Annotated in this window: 20 protein-coding genes; 6 read left to right on the top strand and 14 right to left on the bottom strand. The window is 72.1% G+C overall.

The features are described from left to right. Nucleotides 1-21: 21 nt before the first annotated feature. Nucleotides 22-693: an endonuclease NucS gene (nucS, locus tag D6270_RS23905; protein ID WP_109167287.1), complete on the bottom strand. Its 672-nt coding sequence runs from the start codon at nt 691-693 to the stop codon at nt 22-24. A 272-nt stretch (nt 694-965) separates the two neighbouring features. On the opposite strand from nucS, the gene D6270_RS23910 reads away from it, so the two are divergent. After that, nucleotides 966-1358 carry an SCO5389 family protein gene (locus D6270_RS23910; RefSeq protein WP_003966234.1) on the top strand — a complete coding sequence of 131 codons (393 nt, stop codon included), beginning with the start codon at nt 966-968 and terminating at the stop codon, nt 1356-1358. Nucleotides 1359-1493: 135 nt separating this feature from the next. Here the strand turns inward: D6270_RS23910 and D6270_RS23915 are convergent, their stop codons facing one another. Then, nucleotides 1494-2528, bottom strand: coding sequence for an LLM class flavin-dependent oxidoreductase (locus D6270_RS23915; protein WP_109163572.1), 1035 nt, complete (start codon nt 2526-2528; stop codon nt 1494-1496). A 219-nt stretch (nt 2529-2747) separates the two neighbouring features. On the opposite strand from D6270_RS23915, the gene D6270_RS23920 reads away from it, so the two are divergent. Further along, nucleotides 2748-3077, top strand: a complete 330-nt coding sequence (locus D6270_RS23920; RefSeq protein WP_030569090.1) for an Rv1322 family protein — start codon at nt 2748-2750, stop codon at nt 3075-3077. Nucleotides 3078-3096: 19 nt separating this feature from the next. On the opposite strand, the gene D6270_RS23925 is transcribed toward D6270_RS23920, so the two are convergent. The 7 genes from D6270_RS23925 to mce form a co-directional block, all read right to left on the bottom strand. Beyond that, nucleotides 3097-3954, bottom strand: a complete 858-nt coding sequence (locus D6270_RS23925; protein ID WP_109163571.1) for an ABC-2 transporter permease — start codon at nt 3952-3954, stop codon at nt 3097-3099. After that, a complete protein-coding gene (locus D6270_RS23930) occupies nt 3951-5129 on the bottom strand; it encodes an ABC transporter ATP-binding protein (RefSeq protein WP_109163570.1) in 1179 nt (392 codons plus the stop codon). The genes D6270_RS23925 and D6270_RS23930 overlap by 4 nt, the downstream gene beginning before the upstream one ends. Before the next feature lie 183 nt (nt 5130-5312). Beyond that, the gene (locus tag D6270_RS23935) at nt 5313-6092 is read right to left on the bottom strand and encodes an ABC transporter permease (RefSeq protein WP_109163569.1); all 780 of its coding nucleotides are present in this window, start codon (nt 6090-6092) and stop codon (nt 5313-5315) included. 5 nt (nt 6093-6097) lie between these two features. After that, nucleotides 6098-7147: an ATP-binding cassette domain-containing protein gene (locus D6270_RS23940; protein WP_109163568.1), complete on the bottom strand. Its 1050-nt coding sequence runs from the start codon at nt 7145-7147 to the stop codon at nt 6098-6100. 79 nt (nt 7148-7226) lie between these two features. After that, on the bottom strand, nt 7227-8165 hold the full coding sequence (locus tag D6270_RS23945) for a coiled-coil domain-containing protein (protein ID WP_109163567.1): 939 nt from the start codon (nt 8163-8165) through the stop codon (nt 7227-7229). A gap of 292 nt (nt 8166-8457) precedes the next feature. Then, nucleotides 8458-12351, bottom strand: coding sequence for a polarized growth protein Scy (scy, locus tag D6270_RS23950; protein WP_109163566.1), 3894 nt, complete (start codon nt 12349-12351; stop codon nt 8458-8460). Between the two features lie 201 nt (nt 12352-12552). After that, nucleotides 12553-12981, bottom strand: a complete 429-nt coding sequence (gene mce / locus D6270_RS23955; RefSeq protein ID WP_109163565.1) for a methylmalonyl-CoA epimerase — start codon at nt 12979-12981, stop codon at nt 12553-12555. A 145-nt stretch (nt 12982-13126) separates the two neighbouring features. Here mce and D6270_RS23960 point away from each other — a divergent pair, with 145 nt between their 5' ends. Together D6270_RS23960 and meaB are read left to right on the top strand one after the other, a co-directional pair. Continuing rightward, nucleotides 13127-14332, top strand: coding sequence for an acetyl-CoA C-acetyltransferase (locus tag D6270_RS23960; protein WP_109167286.1), 1206 nt, complete (start codon nt 13127-13129; stop codon nt 14330-14332). 41 nt (nt 14333-14373) lie between these two features. Continuing rightward, nucleotides 14374-15342 (top strand): methylmalonyl Co-A mutase-associated GTPase MeaB, encoded by a 969-nt coding sequence (gene meaB / locus D6270_RS23965; RefSeq protein ID WP_204117061.1) that lies wholly within the window; start codon nt 14374-14376, stop codon nt 15340-15342. Nucleotides 15343-15427: 85 nt separating this feature from the next. Here the strand turns inward: meaB and D6270_RS23970 are convergent, their stop codons facing one another. After that, nucleotides 15428-16141 (bottom strand): PepSY domain-containing protein, encoded by a 714-nt coding sequence (locus tag D6270_RS23970; protein WP_109163563.1) that lies wholly within the window; start codon nt 16139-16141, stop codon nt 15428-15430. A gap of 119 nt (nt 16142-16260) precedes the next feature. Here D6270_RS23970 and D6270_RS23975 point away from each other — a divergent pair, with 119 nt between their 5' ends. Next, on the top strand, nt 16261-16923 hold the full coding sequence (locus tag D6270_RS23975) for a response regulator transcription factor (RefSeq protein WP_109163562.1): 663 nt from the start codon (nt 16261-16263) through the stop codon (nt 16921-16923). Then, entirely contained in the window at nt 16920-18365 is a 1446-nt protein-coding gene (locus D6270_RS23980) for a sensor histidine kinase (RefSeq protein ID WP_109163561.1), read from the top strand. The genes D6270_RS23975 and D6270_RS23980 overlap by 4 nt, the downstream gene beginning before the upstream one ends. Nucleotides 18366-18510: 145 nt before the next feature. Here the strand turns inward: D6270_RS23980 and D6270_RS23985 are convergent, their stop codons facing one another. The 4 genes from D6270_RS23985 to D6270_RS24000 form a co-directional block, all read right to left on the bottom strand. Continuing rightward, nucleotides 18511-18987 carry a MarR family winged helix-turn-helix transcriptional regulator gene (locus D6270_RS23985; protein WP_109163560.1) on the bottom strand — a complete coding sequence of 159 codons (477 nt, stop codon included), beginning with the start codon at nt 18985-18987 and terminating at the stop codon, nt 18511-18513. 149 nt (nt 18988-19136) lie between these two features. Continuing rightward, entirely contained in the window at nt 19137-19889 is a 753-nt protein-coding gene (locus D6270_RS23990; protein WP_109163559.1) for an AIM24 family protein, read from the bottom strand. Further along, nucleotides 19886-20536 carry an AIM24 family protein gene (locus D6270_RS23995; RefSeq protein WP_109163558.1) on the bottom strand — a complete coding sequence of 217 codons (651 nt, stop codon included), beginning with the start codon at nt 20534-20536 and terminating at the stop codon, nt 19886-19888. The genes D6270_RS23990 and D6270_RS23995 overlap by 4 nt, the downstream gene beginning before the upstream one ends. Continuing rightward, nucleotides 20536-21168 (bottom strand): AIM24 family protein, encoded by a 633-nt coding sequence (locus tag D6270_RS24000; protein WP_109163557.1) that lies wholly within the window; start codon nt 21166-21168, stop codon nt 20536-20538. Before D6270_RS24000 ends, D6270_RS23995 begins: the two co-directional genes overlap by 1 nt. Nucleotides 21169-21418 lie beyond the last annotated feature (250 nt).

A 21418-nucleotide genomic window follows, 5' to 3' on the forward strand; every position in this document is an offset into this window, starting at 1 on the left:
CACCCGGCTCCGGACGGCCGGTCAGAACAGGCGCAGCTTGTCGTCCTCGATGCCGCGCATCGCGTCGTAGTCGAGGACCACACAGCCGATGCCCCGGTCGGTCGCCAGCACCCGCGCCTGGGGCTTGATCTCCTGGGCTGCGAAGACGCCCCTCACCGGCGCGAGGTGCGGGTCGCGGTTGAGCAGCTCCAGATAGCGGGTCAGCTGCTCCACGCCGTCGATGTCGCCGCGCCGCTTCAGCTCCACGGCCACCGTCCGGCCGTCCGCGTCGCGGCAGAGGATGTCCACCGGGCCGATGGCGGTGGGGTACTCACGGCGGATCAGGGTGTGGCCCTCGCCGAGGATCTCGATCCGGTCGGCGAGCAGCTCCTGGAGGTGCGCCTCCACGCCGTCCTTGATGAGCCCGGGGTCGACGCCCAGCTCGTACGAGGAGTCGTGGAGGATTTCCTCCATCGTGATGATCAGTTTTTCGCCCGCCTTGTTCACCACGGTCCAGACGCCCGCCTCATCGCCGGCGCCCTCCTTCAGGGTGCACGGCGGGGACATCCAGTTGAGCGGTTTGTACGCCCGGTCGTCGGCGTGGATCGAGACGCTGCCGTCCGCCTTCACCAGGATCAGACGGGGGGCGGAGGGCAGGTGGGCTGTGAGCCGGCCCGCGTAGTCGACGGAGCAACGGGCGATGACGAGACGCATGGTCGGCAACGCTACTCGACGACGGGGCCCCGGCGCGATTTCCCCATCCGTAGACCCCTGTCACTCGCTCCTCACCACTGTGCGGCGGAGCGGGCTTGCCCCTCTTTGCGCCCCTTCGATCGTGGCCGGTTGTGTTCCCAATCTCCTGGTGCGGCCCCCACCGCGCGCTTACCGTGGATGCAGGAGGTCGCCGCCCGTGCACGCTGCGTCGTCGCCCTTCTTCCCTGCCCGTAAGGCCCCGGTCACCGTCCGGGGTCGCGAGAGGAGAACCCATGTCGCTCGACGTCTCACCGGCGCTGTTGGAACAGGCCGAGCGAGGCGAGGTCGACGAAGCCGACTTCGTCGACTGCGTCCGGACCTCCCTGCCTTTCGCGTGGGAGATGATCAGCTCTCTGGTGGCTCAGCTGAAGGTGGACGGCGGCCAGTTCGCCGACAACCAGACGCCGCCGCCGGACGAGCAGGCACGTGGTCAGCTGCTGCGTGCGCTCGCGAGTGATGCGATACGCGGCGCGCTCCAGCGGCACTTCGGAGTGCGTATCGCTTTCCAGAACTGCCACCGCGTCGCGGTGTTCCCGCTGGACGCCTCGGTCGACGACCGGCTGGCCAAGTTCACTTCGGTGAGGGGCCAGTTGCTCAACCAGTCGCCCGAACTACGGGACTGCTGAACGCTTCTGCTGCCGCTTCGGGCCGCGGGAGGTGCAACTGGCTCCGGGGCGGCAGCTCCCGTACCACCGCACCACGTTTCACGGCATAACGCATCACGCTCCACCGTGAGGTCGTTCCGCATGGACAGGCGCAGGTCAGGTGAGCAACGGCAGCACGTCCGCGCCCAGGCGCCGCACGTTCTCCTCGGTCGCCGCGAGCTCGCCCGACCCCTCCACCAGGAGCGCGAAGCGGGTGATCCCGGTCCGCTCGGCCGTGGCCGCGAGCCGGTCGGCGGCCAGCTGCGGCGGGCCCACCGGGTGCAGCCCGCAGAGCAACTCCGTGTACGCCACGGGGTCCCGCATCACCCGGTGCCGGTCGTCCACCGTGACATGGGCGTCCAGCCCCTGGCGCAGCCAGCCGGGCATCGTCTTCACCAGCGTCTCCGTGGCATCCCCCGGCCCGTCCGCGATCTGGGCCACCCCTGCGGACACATGTGCGGCCCCCTCGACCACCTCGGCCGGCTGACCGGCCTCCCTGGCCGCCGTACGCCACAGGGCGACCATCTCCGCCTTCTCCTCGTCCCCGCAGTGCATCCCCAGCAGCATCGGCAGCCCCCGGCCCGCCGCCAGCCGCACCGTCTTCGGCGAGGTGCACGCCACGATCACCTCGGGCCCCTGCGCCGAACCGTCCGCCAGCAGCTCGTCCGCGCGCGGCACCACCGCCACCTCGCGGAAGCCGAACCGCTCCCCGCGCCCCGCGACGCGCGGCTCCCGCAGCCAGTCGAGGAGCAGCTCCAGCGCCTCGGGGAAGCCGTTCTCGTACGCGTCGAGTCCGCCGCCGAAGACCTCCAGGTCCACCCACGGCCCGCCCCGGCCCACCCCGAGCGAGAACCGTCCGCCGCTGGTCAGATGGAGCAGCGCGGCCTGCTCGGCGAGGGCGACCGGGTGGTGGTTGGGCAGCACGCTGACGGCGGTGCCGACCCGGATCCGCCGGGTCCGGCCGAGCAGCAGCGCCGCCAGCGTGGTGGCGGAGGGGCATACCCCGTACGGCACGAAGTGGTGCTCGGCCAGCCACACCGAGTCGAGTCCACACTCCTCCGCCGCCTCGGCGGACCGGACGGCCCGGTGCAGGGCCTCGCCCGGCCCCTGACCAGGGAACTGGGCTGCCAGAACGAACGTTCCGATGCGCATCGCGTGTTGCCTCCTCGCGGCCGACGCGTGTCTCCCCCACTGGCAACAACGTCTGACACGTGCCAAAGGCACGGTCCGGCGCGAAGTTGTTGCGATTTTCCGCTAACTCACTCCGCTGCCCGGTCGTGCCGGACCGCGTCGCCCCACCCGGCACCTGCCCCCGGTGCCAGCCTCTAGGCTTGGAGGACAACGTGCCGAGCCGCCCCCGTGAGGTGTCCTGTGTCCCCGCGCCGCAACCGCCCCCGTGGCGGCGAAAGTCCCGACGAACACCCCGGTACGGCGCTGGGGCGGTACGGCGGGGGAGGGGCCACCGAGAGCTGGCAGGGCGAGGAGTGGTCGGTGCGCCCGGTGAGCGGCGCGAGCGCCCAGGGCAAGCGCTACCGCTGCCCCGGCTGCGACCAGGAGATCCCCTCCGGCGTCCCGCACCTCGTCGCCTGGCCCGAGTTCGGCGGCATCGAGGACCGCAGGCACTGGCACAAGGCCTGCTGGAACGCGAAGGACCGCCGCACCACGCGGGTGCAGCGGTCCCGTAACGCACCGCGCTACTGAGCGCCCTGCGTACGCCGCCTCAGACGTCGCGCCGGTCCAGCGCCAGGTAGGCGCCGCCCATGGCCACGGCCGCGATGCCCAGCATCAGCAGCACCGACTCCCAGCCGGACGGGCCGGAGTCGGTGACCCCCGTGCCGTAGAGCGCGCCCAGCTGGTTGGGGATCGAGTACTCGAAGAGGAAGCGCTGCAGGCCGCGCAGGCTGTCGGAGAACATGAACATCGCGAGGACCAGCGGCAGCAGCACCACACCGATCATGACGGTGATGGCGCCCGCCGAGTGCCGGATGATCGCACCGGCCGCCAGCGAGACCAGGCCCAGGGCCGCGGTGTAGAGCCCGACGCCGACGGTGGCGCGCAGCCACACCGAGCCGGAGTCGACGCCGCCGTCCAGGATCGCGGTCTGCGCCACGGCGACGAGCGTGGCCGTCACGGCGGTGATGGTGAACGCGAGCAGGAAGAAGACGATCGCCTTGGCCGTGAGCACCCGGGCCCGGCTCGGGCAGGCCGTCAGCGTCGTACGGATCATGCCGGTGCTGTACTCGGAGCCGATGGTCAGCACGCCGAGGGTGATCACACAGATCGATCCCAGCAGTACGCCGAAGAAGCCGAGGGCGACGACCGGTTCGCCGCCCAGGTCGGTGTCGGCGGCGGCGATCAGCAGCGCGGACATCAGCCCGATGGCCATCATCAGCACGATCATCACGCCCAGGGTCCACATCGTGGAGCGGACGGAACGGATCTTCGTCCACTCCGAGGCGATCGCGTCGCCGAGCGTGGCGCGGCGGATCGGGATGGGCGACTCGTAGTACCCCAGCAGGCCGTGCGGAGGCTCGGGCTGCGGCTGCTGGTGGGCCTGCGGGGCGGCCGGCGTCGTCATCGGGGGTCCTCGCTGGTCTGCTTCCCGTCCTGGGCGGCGGGGGAGGGGGCGGCCGGGTCCGGTGCGGCGGGCGCGGCGGCCGGGCCGGGGGCGGCGTACGGGTTCTGTCCGGGCGGCGGCGGGGCGTACCAGCTCTGCTGCGGGGCGTGCACCGGCTGGGGCTGCCCGGGGGCGGGCCCGGGCCCGTAACCGCCCTGAGCGTCCCCGTAGGGCCCGTAGAACCCCTCCGGCGGCTCCAGCAGCCCGGCCTTGGCGTCCTCCGTCGACCGGTAGTCCACGACACCCTGCGTCATCCGCATGTACGCCTCCTCCAGCGAGGCCCGGTGCGGCGACAGCTCCCAGAGCCGTACGTCGGCACCGTGGGCCAGGTCGCTGATCCTCGGCAGCGGGAGGCCGGTGACGCGCAGGGCGCCGTCCGGCTCGGACAGCACGCTGCCGCCCGCCTCGATGAGCGAGGACGTCAGCTTCTCCCGCTCCTCGGGGGAGTTCTCGGGGACCCGGACCCGGGCGAAGTCGGCGGAGTTGGCCGAGATGAAGTCGGTGACGCTCATGTCGGAGAGCAGCCGGCCGCGCCCGATCACGATGAGGTGATCGGCGGTGAGGGCCATCTCGCTCATGAGGTGGGACGAGACGAAGACCGTGCGGCCCTCGGCCGCCAGCGTCTTCATCAGGTTGCGGACCCAGTGGATGCCCTCGGGGTCCAGGCCGTTGACCGGCTCGTCGAAGAGCAGCACCTGCGGGTCGCCGAGCAGCGCGGCGGCGATCCCGAGCCGCTGCCCCATACCGAGGGAGAAGCCGCTGGATCGGCGCTTGGCGACGTCCTGGAGGCCGACGACGCCCAGCACCTCATCCACCCGCCGGGCCGGGATCCCGGCGAGCTGGGCCAGCGAGAGCAGGTGGGTGCGGGCGGTCCGCCCGCCGTGCACGGCCTTGGCGTCCAGCAGGGCGCCCACCTGGCGCGGCGCGTTGGGCAGGCTCCGGTAGGGGTGCCCGCCGATCGTGACGTGGCCCGCCGTCGGCCGGTCCAGACCGAGGATCATGCGCATGGTCGTGGACTTGCCCGACCCGTTGGGACCGAGGAAGCCGGTGACGGCCCCCGGCCGGACCTGGAAGGAAAGGTCGTCCACGGCCGTCTTCGCGCCGTAGCGCTTGGTCAGGCCGACTGCCTCGATCATTCTCCAGCCCCATCGACTCACTCTGTCGTTCGGGGCCGGACCGCCTGGCCGCACACCCCCGTAAGAGTTAGGAGGATAACCAGGCCTTGACGGTTCCGGCCAAGTTCGGCACAGGCTGCGAGCGGACCGTCACGGCGCCGGGGTCTGTCCGGCGGATCCTGGCCGGGATCCGCCGGACAGACCTCAGGCGTCCCGGTTCTTCAGGACCAGGTAGCCGCCGAGCACCGCCGCCACGACCCAGGCGACCATGATCGCCATCCCGGTCCACGGCCCGTAGGGCGACGAATCGCTGCCCATCGCGTCCGGGACCACCTGCATGATCTTCGAGCCCGCCTGGTCGGGGAAGTACCGGATGACGTCCTTGGCGTACGGCACCGCGGTCAGGATGTTGGAGATCAGCAGGAAGAACGGGATCAGGATGCCCATCGACAGCATGGAGCTGCGCAGGATCGCCGTGACGCCCATGGAGAAGATCGCGATCAGCCCCATGTAGAGGCCCGCGCCGACCACCGCGCGCAGGACGTTCTCCTCGCCGAGCGTGGTTCCCCGGTCGCCCAGCACGGCCTGGCTGAGGAAGAAGGAGACGAAGCTGGTGAGCAGGCCGACCAGGAGGGCCAGCACCCCGGCCACCGCGATCTTGCTGAAGAGGAGCGTCCCGCGCTGCGGCACGGCCGCCAGCGAGGTGCGGATCATGCCGGAGCTGTACTCCGTACCGACCACGAGGACCCCGAACACGATCATGGCCAGCTGGCCCAGGGCCGTCCCGGAGAAGCTGACCAGCGTCGGGTCGAAGGTGGCCTGCTCGGCCTTGGAGAGGTCGTCGAACGTGGAGTTCAGCAGGGCGCTGATGCCCGCGCTCATGGCGACCGTGACGGCGAACGCGCAGATGAGCGTCCAGGTGGTGGAGGAGACCGTACGGATCTTGGTCCACTCGGAGTTGAGGACTGCGGGTACCGAAGCCATCGTCGTCAGGCCCCCTTGTTCTCGGTGCCGTCGGTGCCGTCGGTGCCGTCGGTGCCTTCGGTGGGCTGCGGGGTGGTGGCGCCCGGCTGGTTCCAGCCCTCGCCCCAGCCCGCACCGGCCAGCGGCGGCGGGGGTTCGGCCCCGCTCGGCCCGGAGTGGGCGTGGTACTCCACGGAGCCCGCGGTCATCTGCATGAACGCCTCCTCCAGGGAGGCCCGCTGGGAGCTCAGCTCGTGCAGCACGACCTGGTGACGGGCCGCCAGCTCGCCCAGCTCCTCGGTGGTGGCGCCGTCGATCTCCAGGGTGCCGCCGTCCGCCTCCACGGCCGTGAAGCCCCCCTCGTGCAGGGCGTCCCGCAACCGCTCCTGCTGCGGCGAGCGCAGCCGTACGTAACTGCGCGAGTTCTCCTGGATGAAGTCGGCCATCGAGGTGTCGGCGAGCAGCTTCCCCTGGCCGATCACGATCAAGTGGTCCGCCGTCAGCGCCATTTCGCTCATCAGGTGCGAGGAGACGAAGATGGTCCGGCCCTCGGCGGCGAGCGCCTTCATCAGGTTGCGGATCCAGTGGATGCCCTCGGGGTCCAGCCCGTTGACCGGTTCGTCGAACATCAGGATCTCGGGGTCGCCCAGCAGCGCCGAGGCGATACCGAGGCGCTGGCCCATACCGAGCGAGAAGCCCTTGGACTTCTTCTTCGCGACCGCGCTCAGCCCGACGGTGTCCAGCACCTCGGCGACCCGGCTGCGCGGGATGCGGTTGCTCTGCGCCAGACAGAGCAGGTTGTTGTACGCGCTCCGGCCGCCGTTCATCGACTTGGCGTCGAGCAACGCCCCGATGTACTTCAGCGGTTCCTGCAACTCGTGGTAGGCCTTGCCGTCGATCCGCACCGTACCGCTGGTCGGGTTGTCCAGATCGAGCATCATGCGCATGGTCGTGGACTTCCCTGCCCCGTTGGGGCCCAGGAAGCCGGTCACCATGCCTGGTCTGACCTGGCACGTCAGTCGGTCGACGGCAACTTTGCTGCCATAGCGTTTGGTCAGTCCCTCAAGCTCGATCATGCGGACACGCTAGAACGGCCGCGCGCCCGGCGCCACCACAAAGGTGGAACCGGGCGCGCGGAAGGAACCGCTCCGGGGGTCAGCGGGTCTGCTGGGCCGGAACACCGCGCTGGGCGGGCTCGTCGTCCACCGGGGAGCCGGCGGCGGCCACCGCGGCACCGGTCAGCGTGGCCAGCATCTCGCGGACGTTGGTCAGCTGGGCGTTGATGGAGTCGCGGCGGTTGGTGAGCGCCGCCAGCTCGCGCTCGGACTCGCTGCGGATCCGGTCGGCCTTGGCGTTGGCGTCGGCCACGATGTCCTCGGCCTGGCGCTGCGCGGTCTCCACCGTCTGGCGGGCCCGGCGCTCGGCGTCGGTGCGGAGCTTCTCGGCCTCCAGGCGGAGCTGCTCGGCGCGGTGCTCGATCTCGGCGAGGCGCTTCTCGGCCTTGGCCTGACGGGACGCGAGGTCGCGCTCCGACTGCTCGCGCCGCTTGGCGAGGTTCGTCTCGAAGTCCGCGGCGGCCTGCGCGGCCTTGGCGCGGGTCTCCTCGAAGAGGGCGTCGGCCTCCTCGCGCTTCTGCTGGGCGTCCTTCTGGGCGTCGGAGCGCAGCGTGTTCGCCTCGCCCTGCGCCTTCTCGACGATGCGGACGCCCTCGTCCTCGGCCTTCGACTTACGCTCGGCGGCGAAGGACTCCGCGTCGTTGCGCACCTGCTGGGCGGCCGACTCGGCCAGCTCGCGGTGCTGCTCGGCGGCGCGACGGGCCTCCTCGCGCAGGTCCTTGGCCTCCTCCTCGGCGAGGCGGAGGATCTTCTCGACACGGGCACCGAGCCCGGCGTACGACGGCTCGGCCTCGTTCACCTGGGCTTGGGCGTTCTGCGTTTCGAGGTGCAGCTCCTCGATGCGCTTTTCCAGAGAGGTGATCCGGGCCAGGGCACTGTCACGGTCCGCGATCAGCTTGGCAATGCGGTCATCCACCTGACCGCGGTCGTAACCACGTCGCACGTGCTCGAAGCCGAAGGGGGAGGAAGGGTCACTCATGGGGTTCCTGTCGAATGAGACCGGTGAGGTGATAGAGGGAATCCTAGGGGCCATAGCGGCGTGTCAGCGTGCAGATACTGGTTTGATCTGGAGAACGACACCCCTTTTGAGTGGCTGACCCCCGGAGTGCTTGCCACTCGAAGGGTTGAATGTCCATGACGAAGCACGCGCCCCCGTACGCCTGCCGCCTCCGGACGTCTTCGGTTTTCTCCCCCGTACGTCTGCTGCTCGCCCCCCGTAGGTCTCCCGCGCTCTCCCCCGAAAGCCTCCGGACGTCCCCTGCGGATGACCGTCACCTCCCCGACGACTTGCCTCCCGACCGGGTGCCCGCCGCCGCGGGGGCCTTGGAGCCGGCCGCCGCTCCGTCCGCCGGCTTCCCGCCCCCGCCGGGAGTCTCGAAAGACTCCAACGCCTCCAGCACGTCCTGGACACGGGAGATCTCCGTATTGATGTCCTCGCGCCTGCGCACCAGGACATCCAGCTCGCGCTTGCCCTCGGCGACCGTCTTCTCCGCCTCGGCCGCCGCGTCGGCCCGCAGCTTCTCCGCCTCGCGGATCAGCCCGGCCTTCTTGGTCTCGGCCTCCTTCAGCAGCGACTCGGCCCGCTTCACCGCGGCGATGCGGACCTTGCTCGCCTCCGAATTGGCCTCCGCGATCAGCTCCTTGGCCTTCGCCTCGGCCTCGTCGCGCTGCTCGGTCGCCGCCTTCATCAGGTTGTCGACGCGCTCGCCGGCGGTCTTCATCTGCTCGGACGTCTCGCGGCGGGCCCGCTCGTGGAGCTCCTCGACCTCGCTCTCCAGCCGGGCCCGCAACTCCTGCGCCCGCTCCCGGATCTGGGTCGCGTCGCGCCGGGCGCCGACCAGCAGCTCGTCGGCGTCGGTGCGGGCGCGCTCCACCAGGGTGTTGCCCTCGACCGTGGCCTCCGAGGTGATCCGCCCGGCCTCCTTGCGGGCCGCGCCGACCATCGTGTCGGCCTGCGTCTCGGCCTCGGTGGCCGTACGCAGTGCCTCCTCGCGGGCCTTGTTGATGAGCTGGTCCGCCTGCTCCGCCGCGTCCGCCCGGCGCTTGGCCGCGGCCTCGCGCGCCTCGTCCAGCACCCGGTCCGCCTCGGCGCGGGCCTCCGAGCGCAGCTCCTCGGCCGCCGACTCCGTCTCCGTGCGCAGCCGTTCGGCCTCCTCGCGGGTGCGGGCGGCGTGCTCCTGCGCGGAGCCGAGCCGCTCGGCCGCCTCCGTACGCAGCCGCTCGGCCTCCTCGCCCGCCTCGGAGAGCATCCGGTCGGCCTGCTCGGTGGCCTCCTTGCGGCGCCGGTTGGCCTCCGTGGTGGCCTCCACCACGAGCTGCTCGGACGCCTGGGCGGCCTCGTTGCGGATGCGCTCGCTCTCGGTCGTCGACTCGCCGATGAGCCGGTCCGACTGGGCCGCCGCCTCCGAACGGATCCGGTTGGCGTCCTGCCGGGCCTCGGCACGGGCCTTCGACGCGTCCTGCTCCGCCGATGCGAGGGCGTCGGACGCCTCCGTACGCACCCGCTGGCTGTACTCCGAGGTGTCCGCCCGCAGCCGCTCCGACTCGGTGATCGCCTCGGAGACCGTCCGCTCGGCCAGCGCCTTGGCGGCCTCGGTCTCGCCGTGGGCCTCCTGCCGGAGCCGGGCCGCCTCCTCGTTGGCCTCCTGGCGCAGGCGCACGGCGTCCTCTGAGGCCCGCTCCCGCTCGGCGTGCGCGTCGGTGCGGACCCGGTCCGCCTCCGCCTGCGCCTCGGTACGGGTGCGCTCCGCGACGTGCTCCGCCGTCGACCGCAGCCCGGCGATCTCCTCCTCGGCCTGCTCCTGCAAGCCCGAGACGGAGTCCCGCACCTGCTGGGCGGTCTGCTCGGCCGCCGCGACCAGCTCGGTCGCCCGGGCGTCCGCCTCCTCGACCAGCCGCTGCGCCTCGGCCTGTGCCTCCTCCACCCGCTTACGGGCGGAGGCCAGCAGCTCCTCGCTCTGCTCGCGGGCCCGCTCGCGCTCCTGGCCCGCTTCCGTCCGGGCCGCGCCGAGAGTCTCCTCGGCCTCGCGGCGACGGCGTGAGGCCTCCTCCTGGGCGGCCTCCAGCGCCTCGGCCGCCTCGGCGCCGACCCGCTCGGCGGCCGCAGCCGCCTCCGCGCGCACCCGGTCGGCGGTCTCCTGCGCCTCGGTCTTCAGCCGCTCGGCCTCCGCGGCGGCCTCGCTCCGCAGCCGTACGGCGATGTTCTCGCCCTCGGCACGGGAGTGCGAGGCATCCGCCGCGGCCTCGTCACGGAGTCGCTCGGCCTCCGCCTCGGCCTGCTCGGTCAGCGTACGGACCCGCTCGGCGGCCTCGGCGCGCTGCCGCTCGGCCTCCTCGTTCGTCTCGCGGCGGATCCGCTCCGCATCCGTACGCGCCTCGCCCAGCGCTTCCTCGGCGGCGGCGAGCCGGGCCTCGGCCTCGGTGTGCAGCCGGTTCAGCTCGTCGGCGGCCTCGGCCTGCCGGGCGGCGACCGCGCGCTCGGTCTCCTCGCGCAGCACGGCGGCGGCCCGCTCGGCCTCGGCGGTGGTGGCCTCCGCCTGCTCCTCGGCCTCGGCCCGCAGCTTCTCGGCCTCGGCGCGGGTGCGCTCCAGCGTCTCCTCGGCCTGCTTGCGCAGGGCGGCCGCGCGCTCGGCGGCCTCGGCGCGGATGCGCTCGCTCTCGCCGGTGGCCTTGGTGCGCAGCTCGTCGGCGTCGGAGCGCGCCTCGGTCAGCAGCTCCTCCGCCTTGCGCGCGCCCTCCTCCAGCTGCTGGACCGCCTCGCGGCGGGCCTCGCCCCGGATGCGCTCGCCCTCGGCGACCGCCTCGGAGCGCAGCTGCTCGGCCTCGCCGCGGAGCCGGCGGGCCTCCTCCTGGAGCTCGACCGTCTTGGCCCGGTACTCCTTGGTGTCGTCCTTGGCCGCGCCCTTGAGCTCATCGGCCTGCTCGGCGGCCTCGCCGCGCAGCCGGTCCGCCTCGGCCTCCGCCTCGCGGCGGATCCGCTCGGCCTCCTCGCTCGCCGCCTTCGTGGTCGACCGCGCGTCCTCGGAGGCCTTGGTGAGGACCTCCTCAGCGCTGCGGGCGGCCTTGGCGAGCTGGGCGGCGGCGTCCTCGGCGGCCGCCGTACGGGCCTTCTCGGCGGCCTCGGCGACCAGCCGCTCGGCCTCGGCACGGGCGTCGGCGAGGGCCTGCTCCGCCTCCTCCTTGAGCGCCTCGGCGCTCTTGGTGGCCTCGCCGACCAGCCGGGCGATCTCCGACTTGGCCGTACGGGTGCGCTGCTCGTTCTGCGACTCGGAGGCGGCCAGCTTCTTGGCGGCCGCGTCCTTCGCCTCGGCGAGGACCTTCTCGGCCTCCAGCCGGGACTCCCGCAGCCGGGTCTCGGCCTCCTGGAGCCGCTGCTCGGCGGCCCGGTTCAGCTCGGCCGTCTGCTGGCGGGCCTGGGAGGTCTCCGCGGTGGTGCTGGAGCGCAGCTGCTCCGCGTGGCTGGTGGCCTCCTGGGCCTGCGCGGAGGCGGCACCCAGCATCCGCTCGGCGTCCTTGCGGGTGCGCAGCAGGATCGCCTCGGCCTCGGCCCGGGCCGCCTCGGCCTCGGCGCCGACGCGCTGGCGGGTCTCCTGCGCCAGCCGCTCGGTCTCGGCCCGGGCGGCGGCCAGCGCCTGCTCGGCCTCGGCGCGGGACTCGTCCAGCAGCCGGCGGGCCTGCGACTCGGTGCGGGCCCGCAGCTGTTCGGCCCAGGCGACGTTCTCGTTGACGTGCGACTCGACGGTCTGCCGGCGCTCGGCCAGCTCCTGGTCGAGCTGCTGCCTGCGCTGGACGGCCTCGTTGTGCAACTCCGCCTGGAGGCGCGCCTGGTGCTCGGCGTGCTCCTGGAGGATGCGCTGTGTCTGGGCCCGGGCCTCGCGCAGCTCGCGCTCGGCGTCGCTGCGCAGCTGCTCGGCCTGGATCTGCGCGTTCCGCAGCAGCTGCTCGGCCTGGTAGCCCATGTCCGCGCTGTCGTAGGCGGGACGGGTCGCCAGGCTGCGCCGCGCCTCGTGCAGCTTGGCGCGCAAGACCTCGACCTGGTAACCGAGGTCCTCGGCGTGCTGGACGGCCTTCTCCCGGTCGGTCCTCAGCCGGTCCATCTCGGCTTCGAACCGCGAGAGATGGTCGTCTTCAGCTCGGTGGCTCTCCTGGCTTTCGTAGCCCCGCACTGCGCGGTCCCATCCTTCCCCGAGCTCTCAACTCTTCGAGCAGGGGAGACCCCGACCCTGGTCGCAACTCTGCACACGAGGACGGCTCGCCGACGAGCTGTCCTCGGGGAATGGTGACAGACAAACGACGAGGACGCGGCACGGCCCCGACCCGGCCCCGGCCCGGAACCACCCACTCTACCGGGCCTGGTATCCGCCGGGTCAGTGCTCCGGGTTGCTCGTGACCAGTTCGGTGAGGACGCCGTGGCAGTCCTTGGGGTGCAGGAAGGTGATCCGGGACCCCATGGAACCCGTCCTGGGCTCGTCGTACAGCACCCGGACGCCCTTCTCGCGGATGTCCGCGGCCTCCCCGTCCACATCCGCCGTACCGAAGGCGATGTGGTGGACGCCCTCCCCATTCTTTGCCAGCCACTTGCCCACGGCGGAGTCCTCGCGGGTGGGTTCCAGGAGCTGGAGGTACGAAGCCCCGCCGTCCGAGGTCTCGTTGATCTTGAGCATGGCCTCCCGGACGCCCTGCTCCTCGTTGATCTCGCTGTGGAACACCTCGAATCCGTACGTGGCACGGTAGAACTCCACCGTCTTGTCCAGGTCGAAACAGGCGATCCCGATGTGGTCGATGCGCGTCAGCATGGATTCAGCATGGCGTCGCTCCACCGCTCCCGCCACGGTTACACAACGTGCGCGCCGTCACACCGGCTGCCGGATGACGGGCGCGGTACCGCTCAGTACATTCAGGTAAACCCTCGTTCACATCCGATCCCAAGGGGCCGTGCCCATGCCAGCAACGACCGGTACCACCACCTCAGTGATCGTCGCGGGCGCCCGGACGCCCATGGGCCGTCTCCTCGGCTCCCTGAAGAGCTTCTCCGCGGCCGACCTCGGCTCCACCGCGATCAAGGCGGCCCTGGACCGGGCAGGCATCGGCGGCGACCAGGTCCAGTACGTGATCATGGGCCAGGTGCTCCAGGCCGGCGCGGGCCAGATCCCGGCCCGCCAGGCCGCCGTCAAGGCCGGCATCCCGATGGACGTGCCCGCGCTCACCATCAACAAGGTGTGCCTCTCCGGACTCGACGCCATCGCGCTGGCCGACCAGCTCATCCGGGCCGGAGAGTTCGACGTGGTGGTCGCGGGCGGCCAGGAGTCCATGACCAACGCCCCGCACCTGCTCCCCAAGTCCCGCGAGGGCTACAAGTACGGCGCGATCGAGATGCTGGACTCGATGGCGTACGACGGTCTCACCGACGCGTACGAGAACATCCCCATGGGCGAGTCCACCGAGAAGCACAACGGCCGCCTCGGCCTGGACCGCGCCGCCCAGGACGAGATCGGCGCGCTCTCCCACCAGCGCGCCGCCGCCGCCCAGAAGAACGGCGTCTTCGAGGCCGAGATCGCCCCGGTCGAGATCCCGCAGCGCAAGGGCGAGCCGGTGATCTTCGCCAAGGACGAGGGCATCCGCCCCGAGACGACCGTCGAGTCCCTCGGCAAGCTGCGCCCCGCCTTCGCCAAGGACGGCACGATCACCGCGGGCACCTCCTCGCAGATCTCCGACGGGGCCGCCGCGGTCGTGGTCATGAGCAAGGCCAAGGCGCAGGAGCTGGGCCTGGAGTGGATCGCCGAGATCGGCGCCCACGGAAACGTCGCCGGCCCCGACAACTCCCTCCAGTCGCAGCCCTCCAACGCGATCCGGCACGCCCTGAAGAAGGACGGCCTGACCGTGGACGACCTCGACCTGATCGAGATCAACGAGGCGTTCGCCGCTGTCGCCGTCCAGTCCATGAAGGACCTCGGCGTCACCCCGGACAAGGTCAACGTCAACGGCGGCGCCATCGCGCTCGGCCACCCGATCGGCATGTCCGGCGCCCGGGTCGTGCTGCACCTGGCCCTGGAGCTGAAGCGGCGCGGCGGCGGCACGGGCGCGGCGGCACTGTGCGGTGGCGGCGGCCAGGGCGACGCGTTGATCATCAGGGTCCCGGGCAAGTAAGTACCCGTACGGGTTCAGGGCAGGGCGAGGCGAACGGAGCGGTGAACGTGGACGTGGACGTCCCCACGCTGGTCGAGCAGGCGCGAGCAGGCAGGCCGCGTGCGGTGGCCCGGCTGATCTCGCTGGTGGAGGGGGCGTCCCCGCAGCTGCGCGAGGTGATGGCGGCACTGGCACCGCTGGCGGGCCACGCCTACGTCGTCGGCCTGACGGGCTCGCCGGGGGTCGGCAAGTCCACCTCCACCTCGGCCCTGGTCTCCGCCTACCGCCGGGCGGGCAAGCGGGTCGGCGTCCTGGCCGTCGACCCGTCCTCCCCGTTCTCCGGCGGCGCCCTGCTGGGCGACCGGGTCCGGATGTCCGACCACGCCTCCGACCCCGGCGTCTACATCCGCTCCATGGCCACCCGGGGCCACCTCGGCGGCCTCGCCTGGTCGGCCCCGCAGGCGATCCGGGTCCTGGACGCGGCGGGCTGCGACGTGGTCCTGGTCGAGACGGTCGGCGTCGGCCAGTCCGAGGTGGAGATCGCCTCCCAGGCCGACACCTCCGTGGTCCTGCTGGCCCCCGGCATGGGGGACGGCATCCAGGCGGCCAAGGCCGGCATCCTGGAGATCGGCGACGTCTACGTGGTCAACAAGGCCGACCGCGACGGCGCCGACGCCACGGCCCGCGAACTGAACCACATGCTGGGCCTGGGCGAATCCCGCGCCCCCGGCGCCTGGCGCCCCCCGATCGTGAAGACGGTGGCGGCCCGCGGCGAGGGCACCGACGAGGTGGTCGAGGCCCTGGAGAAGCACCGCGCCTGGATGGAGGAGCACGGAGTCCTCGCCGAACGCCGAGCGGCCCGCGCGTCCCACGAGGTCGAGACGATCGCGGTCACGGCCCTCCGGGAACGCATCGCGGACCTGCGCGGCGACCGCCGCCTGCACGCCCTGGCGGAACGCATCGTGGCCGGGGACCTGGACCCGTACGCGGCGGCGGACGAGCTGGTGGCGGGGCTGACGGGGAGCCCCTGAGCACGCGTTGACGCCGGACGGCCCCGTACCGCCGCTGCGGTACGGGGCCGTCGTGTTGCGAGGGTTCCGAGCGGCGGGCGGCACGTCAGTCGTCGTCGCGGTCGTCGTTCCGGTCGTCCGCGTGGTCATCGCCGTCGTCGTCCCGGTCCACCGTGACCTTGCCGGTCTTGGCGTCGACGTGGAGTTCGTGCTGCCTGCCGTCCTTGCCGGCGATGTCGACGTCCCAGCGCAGGACGTCGCCCCGGCGGCCGTTGCCGTCGTCATCGTCGTCGTCCAGGTCGATCGACATGATGCTGCCCGGCGCGGTCTTCAGGGCCGCGTCCGCCGCCTGCTCCAGGGTGACCGTGGAGGAGCGGGGCGCGTTGCGGTCGCGGTCGTCGTTGTCGTCGTCCTCGCGGGACTTGAGGACCTTGCCGGTGGTGGCGTCCACCGTCACGTCGTGCCAGGTCCTGTCGGAGCCGTACACGTCCAGCTCCCAGACCGTGCGGCCGTCGTGGTCGTCATCGTCGTCGTCGAGCCCCGCCTCGGTGACCGTGCCGGGGACGCTCTTCAGGGCCGCCGCCACCGCCTGGTCGAAGGTGACGCGGGTGTCCTTCCCGCCGGTCGTCCGCGCGGTCTCCCCGGCGTCGTCCGAGCGGTCGTCGCGGTCGTCCGAGCGCTCCGTGCCCGCCGCCGGCTGCTGCACCGACGTGCCGGACCGGCGGTCGCCGTCGTCGTCCGCGAGGGCGACGGTGGCGGCGGCCGTGCCGCCGATGAGAACGGCGGCGGTGACGGCTGCGATGGTGACGTTGCGCTTCATGAGGTTCCTCCCCGAGAGCTGCTGTGCTGTTCGACGGGTTCCACAGTGCCGACCTGATGCTGAACGCAGCCTGAAGCCACCTGAAGGCGCCTTCAGGCGGAGTTTGCGAGGCTGTGCGCATGCGCCTGTTGATCGTGGAGGACGAGAAGCGTCTCGCGGTGTCCCTCGCCCGGGGACTCACCGCCGAGGGCTTCGCCGTGGATGTCGTGCACGACGGGCTCGAAGGGCTCCACCGGGCGGGCGAGGGCGGCTACGACCTGGTCATCCTCGACATCATGCTGCCCGGCATGAACGGCTACCGGGTCTGCGGTGCCCTGCGCGCCGCCGGGCACGAGGTGCCGATCCTCATGCTGACCGCCAAGGACGGCGAGTACGACGAGGCCGAGGGGCTCGACACCGGCGCGGACGACTACCTGACCAAGCCCTTCAGCTATGTCGTCCTCGTCGCCCGGGTGCGGGCTCTCCTGCGCCGCCGAGGGGCCGGGAGCGCCGCCCCCGTCCTGACCGTCGGCACCCTCCGCATCGACACCGCCGCCCGCCGCGTCCACCGGGGTGAGGACGAACACGCCCTCACCGCCAAGGAGTTCGCCGTCCTTGAGCAACTCGCCCTGCGCGCCGGGCAGGTGGTCAGCAAGGCGGAGATCCTGGAGCACGTCTGGGACTTCGCCTACGACGGCGACCCGAACATCGTGGAGGTCTACATCTCCACCCTGCGCCGCAAGTTGGGCTCCGCCTCCATCGTGACGGTGCGCGGCGCCGGCTACCGCCTGGAGGCGGGATGAGGTCCGTGCGGGCCCGGGCCGCCATCGGGGCCACCCTCGTCGTCGCCGTCGCCCTGGTCGCCGCCGGGCTCGCCGTCCTCCTCGTCCTGCGGGCCAACCTGATCGACCAGGCGGACCTCCAGGCGGAGGTGGCCGCCCGTGAGGTGGCCGGGCAGCTCGCCCTGGACACGCCGTACGAGGACCTCGACCTGGACGACGAGGAGGACCACCCGGTCCAGGTGACCGACGAGGAGGGGCGGGTGGTCTTCGTCTCCCAGGGGCTGCGCGCCATCTCCGGGACCGGGTCGGCGGGCGTCAGCCCCGTACCCTCGGCATCCGTCGGCGCCACCCCGTCGCCCGGGGACGACGACGGCGACGACGATGACGGCGACGACAACGGGCGGCCCGGGCGCGGTGAGGTCTCCTCCGACGACCCGGACTTCTCCGACGGCACCGCCACCGTGGACGGCCGGCAGGCCGACTACCGGTTCGCCGCCGTCGAGGCCACCACCCCCGCCGGGCTCACCCTGACCGTCCACGCGGGCGCCCCGCTCGCCGCCGAGCAGGAGGCGGTGGGCACCGTGCGCGGGGCCATGCTCACCGGGCTGCCGATCCTGCTCGCCGTCGTCGCCGGGGTGACCTGGCTGGTGACCCGGCGCGCGCTGCGGCCCGTCGAGGGCATCCGGCGCGAGATGGCCGCGATCACCGCCTCCGAGGACCTGGCCCGCCGCGTCCCGGAACCCGACTCACGCGACGAGATCGCCCGCCTCGCCCGTACGACCAACGAGACGCTCACCGTCCTGGAGGCGTCCGTGGAGCGGCAGCGGCGGTTCGTCGCGGACGCCTCGCACGAGCTGCGGTCCCCGATCGCCTCGCTCCGCACCCAGCTGGAGGTGGCCCACGCCCACCCGGAGCTGCTGGACCTCCCGGGCGCGGTCGCCGACACCGTACGCCTCCAGGTGCTGGCGGCGGATCTGCTGCTGCTGGCCCGGCTGGACGCGGGGGAGAAGCCCGGGGCCGCCCGCCTTGAGGTGGGGGCGCTGGTGCGCGAGGAGGTGTCCCAGCGGACCGGGGACCGGATCCCGGTGACGGTGGAGGTGGCCGAGGGCGCGGCGTACGAGGTGAACGGGTCGCGCGGGCAGCTGGTCCGGGTGGTCGGCAACCTGCTGGACAACGCCCAGCGCCACGCCGAGAACCGGATCACCGTCCAGGTCGCGGCGGAGGGGAGCGGGGTGCGCGTGGAGGTCCGTGACGACGGGGCGGGGGTGCCGGAGGACGAGCGGGAGCGGATCTTCGAGCGGTTCGTCCGGCTGGACGACGCCCGCAGCCGGGACGACGGCGGCGCGGGTCTCGGCCTCGCCATCGCCCGGGACGTGGCCGCGCGGCACGGCGGAACCCTCACGGTCCACCAGGCCCCGGAGGGCGGCGCGGCCTTCCGGCTCCGGCTGCCCCGCGCGGGCTGACCAGGGGCCTGGCCGGCCCGCGCGGCCTGGCCGGCGCCGTGGGGTCGCCGGTCAGGCCGTGTCCGTCACGGCTTCCCGCGCCGCCCCGGGCAGCCCGAAGGGGCGCCGGGAGGACCCGGCGCCCCTTCGGGGGCGTAACAACTTCCTACGGCTTCCCGCGCCGCCCCCGCAGGTGCTCCGCGATCGGCGTCAGCGCCGCGTGCAGCTCCGCCAGCGCCTCCGGCGAGAGCAGGTCCATGAAGTGGTTGCGCACCGACTCCACATGGTGCGGGGCGACCTTGCGCATGGTCTCGGCGCCCTGCTCGGTGAGGACCGCGTAGAGCCCTCGCCGGTCGGACTCGCAGTGGGTGCGGCGGACCAGGCCCGCCGTCTCCATCCGGGTGATCTGGTGCGAGAGCCGGCTCTTGGACTGCAGGGTCGCGGCGGCGAGATCGCTCATCCGCATCCGCTGCTCGTCCGACTCGGAGAGGTTGACCAGGATCTCGTAGTCGTTCATGGTCAGGCCGAACGGCTGGAGGTCTTTCTCCAGCTGGTGCGTCAGCAGCCTGCTGACGTCCAGGTGGGTGCGCCAGGCGCACTGCTCCGTGTCGCTCAGCCAGCGGGTGGCCGTCTCGGTCTCCATATATCGATTCTACCTAAGATGTTGAAAGCCGGACGAAATTAAAGGGTGTGATGACGGGCACCCCGGAGTCGCCGGAGTGCCGGCGGGGCGGCATGCAAGGACCGGCGGCTGGGCGCAGACGTTCGACGTCACACTCCGCAGCCTACCGCTCACAAGCCGAAGCGGCGCTGGAGGTCCCCCAGCTGGCCGGGCATGCGCGGTGCCGAGCCGCCGCCCGGAACGCCCGGTTCACTCGGCACCGCGCCCGTCGCCTGCTCCGCCATCAGCGCCTCGCTGGACTGCATCAGCACCGTGCCCGCCCCGACGAACTCGAACTGGTGCTCCTCGCCCGACGTGCCGCCGATGCCCGTCAGCGACCGGATTCCGCCCATCACGCCCGTCATGTACCCGTGGTCGTAGTGGTGGCACGGCGAGGGGCAGTCGGCCCAGCCCACCAGCGCCTGCGGGTCGACCCGCAGCGGCGGCTCCATGAAGACCACGGGCCCGTTCGAGGCGGCGACGAACTTCCCCGTACCGATCAGCGTCACGAACCCGGGCACGATCGACTGCTTCAGTGCGAGCGAGGGATCGAACGCCAGCAGGTTCCCCGAGCGGATCGTCAGATTGCCCTCGTCCAGGTCGAAGGAGTTGACGTCGAAGGCCCGGTCGGCCAGCAGCATCTTCCCGCTGCCCTCGGCCACCACCCAGTCGCTCGCGTGCAGCGGCGAGTGGAAGCTGGAGCGCACCAGCCGGTCGAACCGGCCGTGCCCGATGCCGTCGAAGTTGATCTGCCCGTAGTAGGCGATCATCTTCCCCTTCTGCAGGAACCACCGGCTCCCCTTGAGCTCCACACAGAAGGTGTACGCGTTGACGTTGTCGTCCGACGGCAGCGTCATCGGATCGAAGACCACAGGCGTGCTCACAGCTTCTCCTCCGATGCCTGGACGTACACCGCGCCGCTCCCGCTCAGCTCCAGCTGGAACGCCTCGCCGGAGCCGCGCCCCACCATGTCCCGCCAGCCGACGGCGGTGGAGAGCTTGTTGCGGACCTCGCCGTGGTGGGCGACGTACGCCTGCGGGTCGACATGGATGTCGCGGCCGGGGGTGATCGGCAGCTCGATCACCCCGCCGTGCGCCATCACCGCCACCGCGCCGTGCCCCTTGAGGGTGGTGGTGAACAGGCCCTGGCCGGTCACCTGGCCGCGGACCATGCCCATCACCCCGCCCTGCGAGCCCATGAACATCGTGCCCTGCTGGAGGGACCCGTCGAAGGCGAGGAGGCGGTCGGCCTCCACGTACAGGGTGTCGCCGGCCAGGTTGATCACCTGGATGTGGTGGCCGCCGTGGCCGAACAGCACCGTACCCGAGCCCTCGACCGTCATCAGCGGGGTCGCCTCGCCCGTGACCCGGCGGCCGATCATCGAGGCGAAGCCGCCCTGGCCGCCCTGGATGTTCGGGGTGAAGGAGACCTCGCCCCGGTAGGCCAGCATCGCGCCGCGCTGGCTGAACAGCGTCTGGCCCGGCGCCACCGTGGCCTCGATCATCTTGGAGTTGATCTCGCGGAACGGCATCAGACATCGCCTCCGAGGGTGTTGCGCTCGCTCGGCTGTACGTAGACCAGGCCGTCGCCCTCGAAACGCATCTGGAACGCCTCGCCCGAGCCCTCGCCCATCAGGGTCCGGAAGTTGACCCCGCTCTGGAGCTGCTGGCGCAGACTGCCCTGGTGGGCGATGTACGCGCCGGGGTCGACCATCAGCGGATACTGCGGGGTCACCCGCAGCACGACCGCCTCGCCGTCCGACATGATCGCCGCCTGCCCGGTGCCCTCCACCGTGGTGGTGAACAGCCCGTTGCCGCTCGCCCCGCCGCGCAGCCCGGTGAACGTGGTCCCCGTGCGCAGGCCGGAGCCGGTGGCCAGCAGGTTGCTCGCCTCCACGTACAGCTTGTCGCCGTGGAGCGTGACCAGGTTGATCTCGCTCGCCCGGTCGGCGAAGTAGCAGGTGCCCTGCCCGGAGACCTCCATCACGGCCATCTGTTCGCCGGTCAGCCGGCGGGTCACCATCCCGCGGAGCCCCTCACCGCCGCCCGTCATCTTCTTGAAGGTCATCCGGCCGTCGTACGCGACCATCGAGCCGTTCTTCGCCTTGACGGCATCGCCCGTCAGATCGACGGCGAGCGTCTTGCTGCCTTGGAGTCGGAACATCGCCACGCGATGAAGGTAGCCGCCGGCCGCGCGCTCCGGCCAGGTCCTGCGGAACCGTTACGCCCCTGATGCTCCCCTGATGCGCACCTGGACCGGTCCTGATGATGCGCGCCCTGACCGGCCCTGATATGCGGCGATACGCGCGGCCGCGGCGAGGGCCGCCCCCGGCGCCGGGGGCGGGGCGTCGCGATGCCACAATGGGGGCGGCTTGTGCTCGCGTTCACAAGCCCACGCGACCCTCCCACCGAAG

It is taken from the genome of Streptomyces griseus subsp. griseus, from assembly GCF_003610995.1.
Lineage (GTDB): Bacteria > Actinomycetota > Actinomycetes > Streptomycetales > Streptomycetaceae > Streptomyces.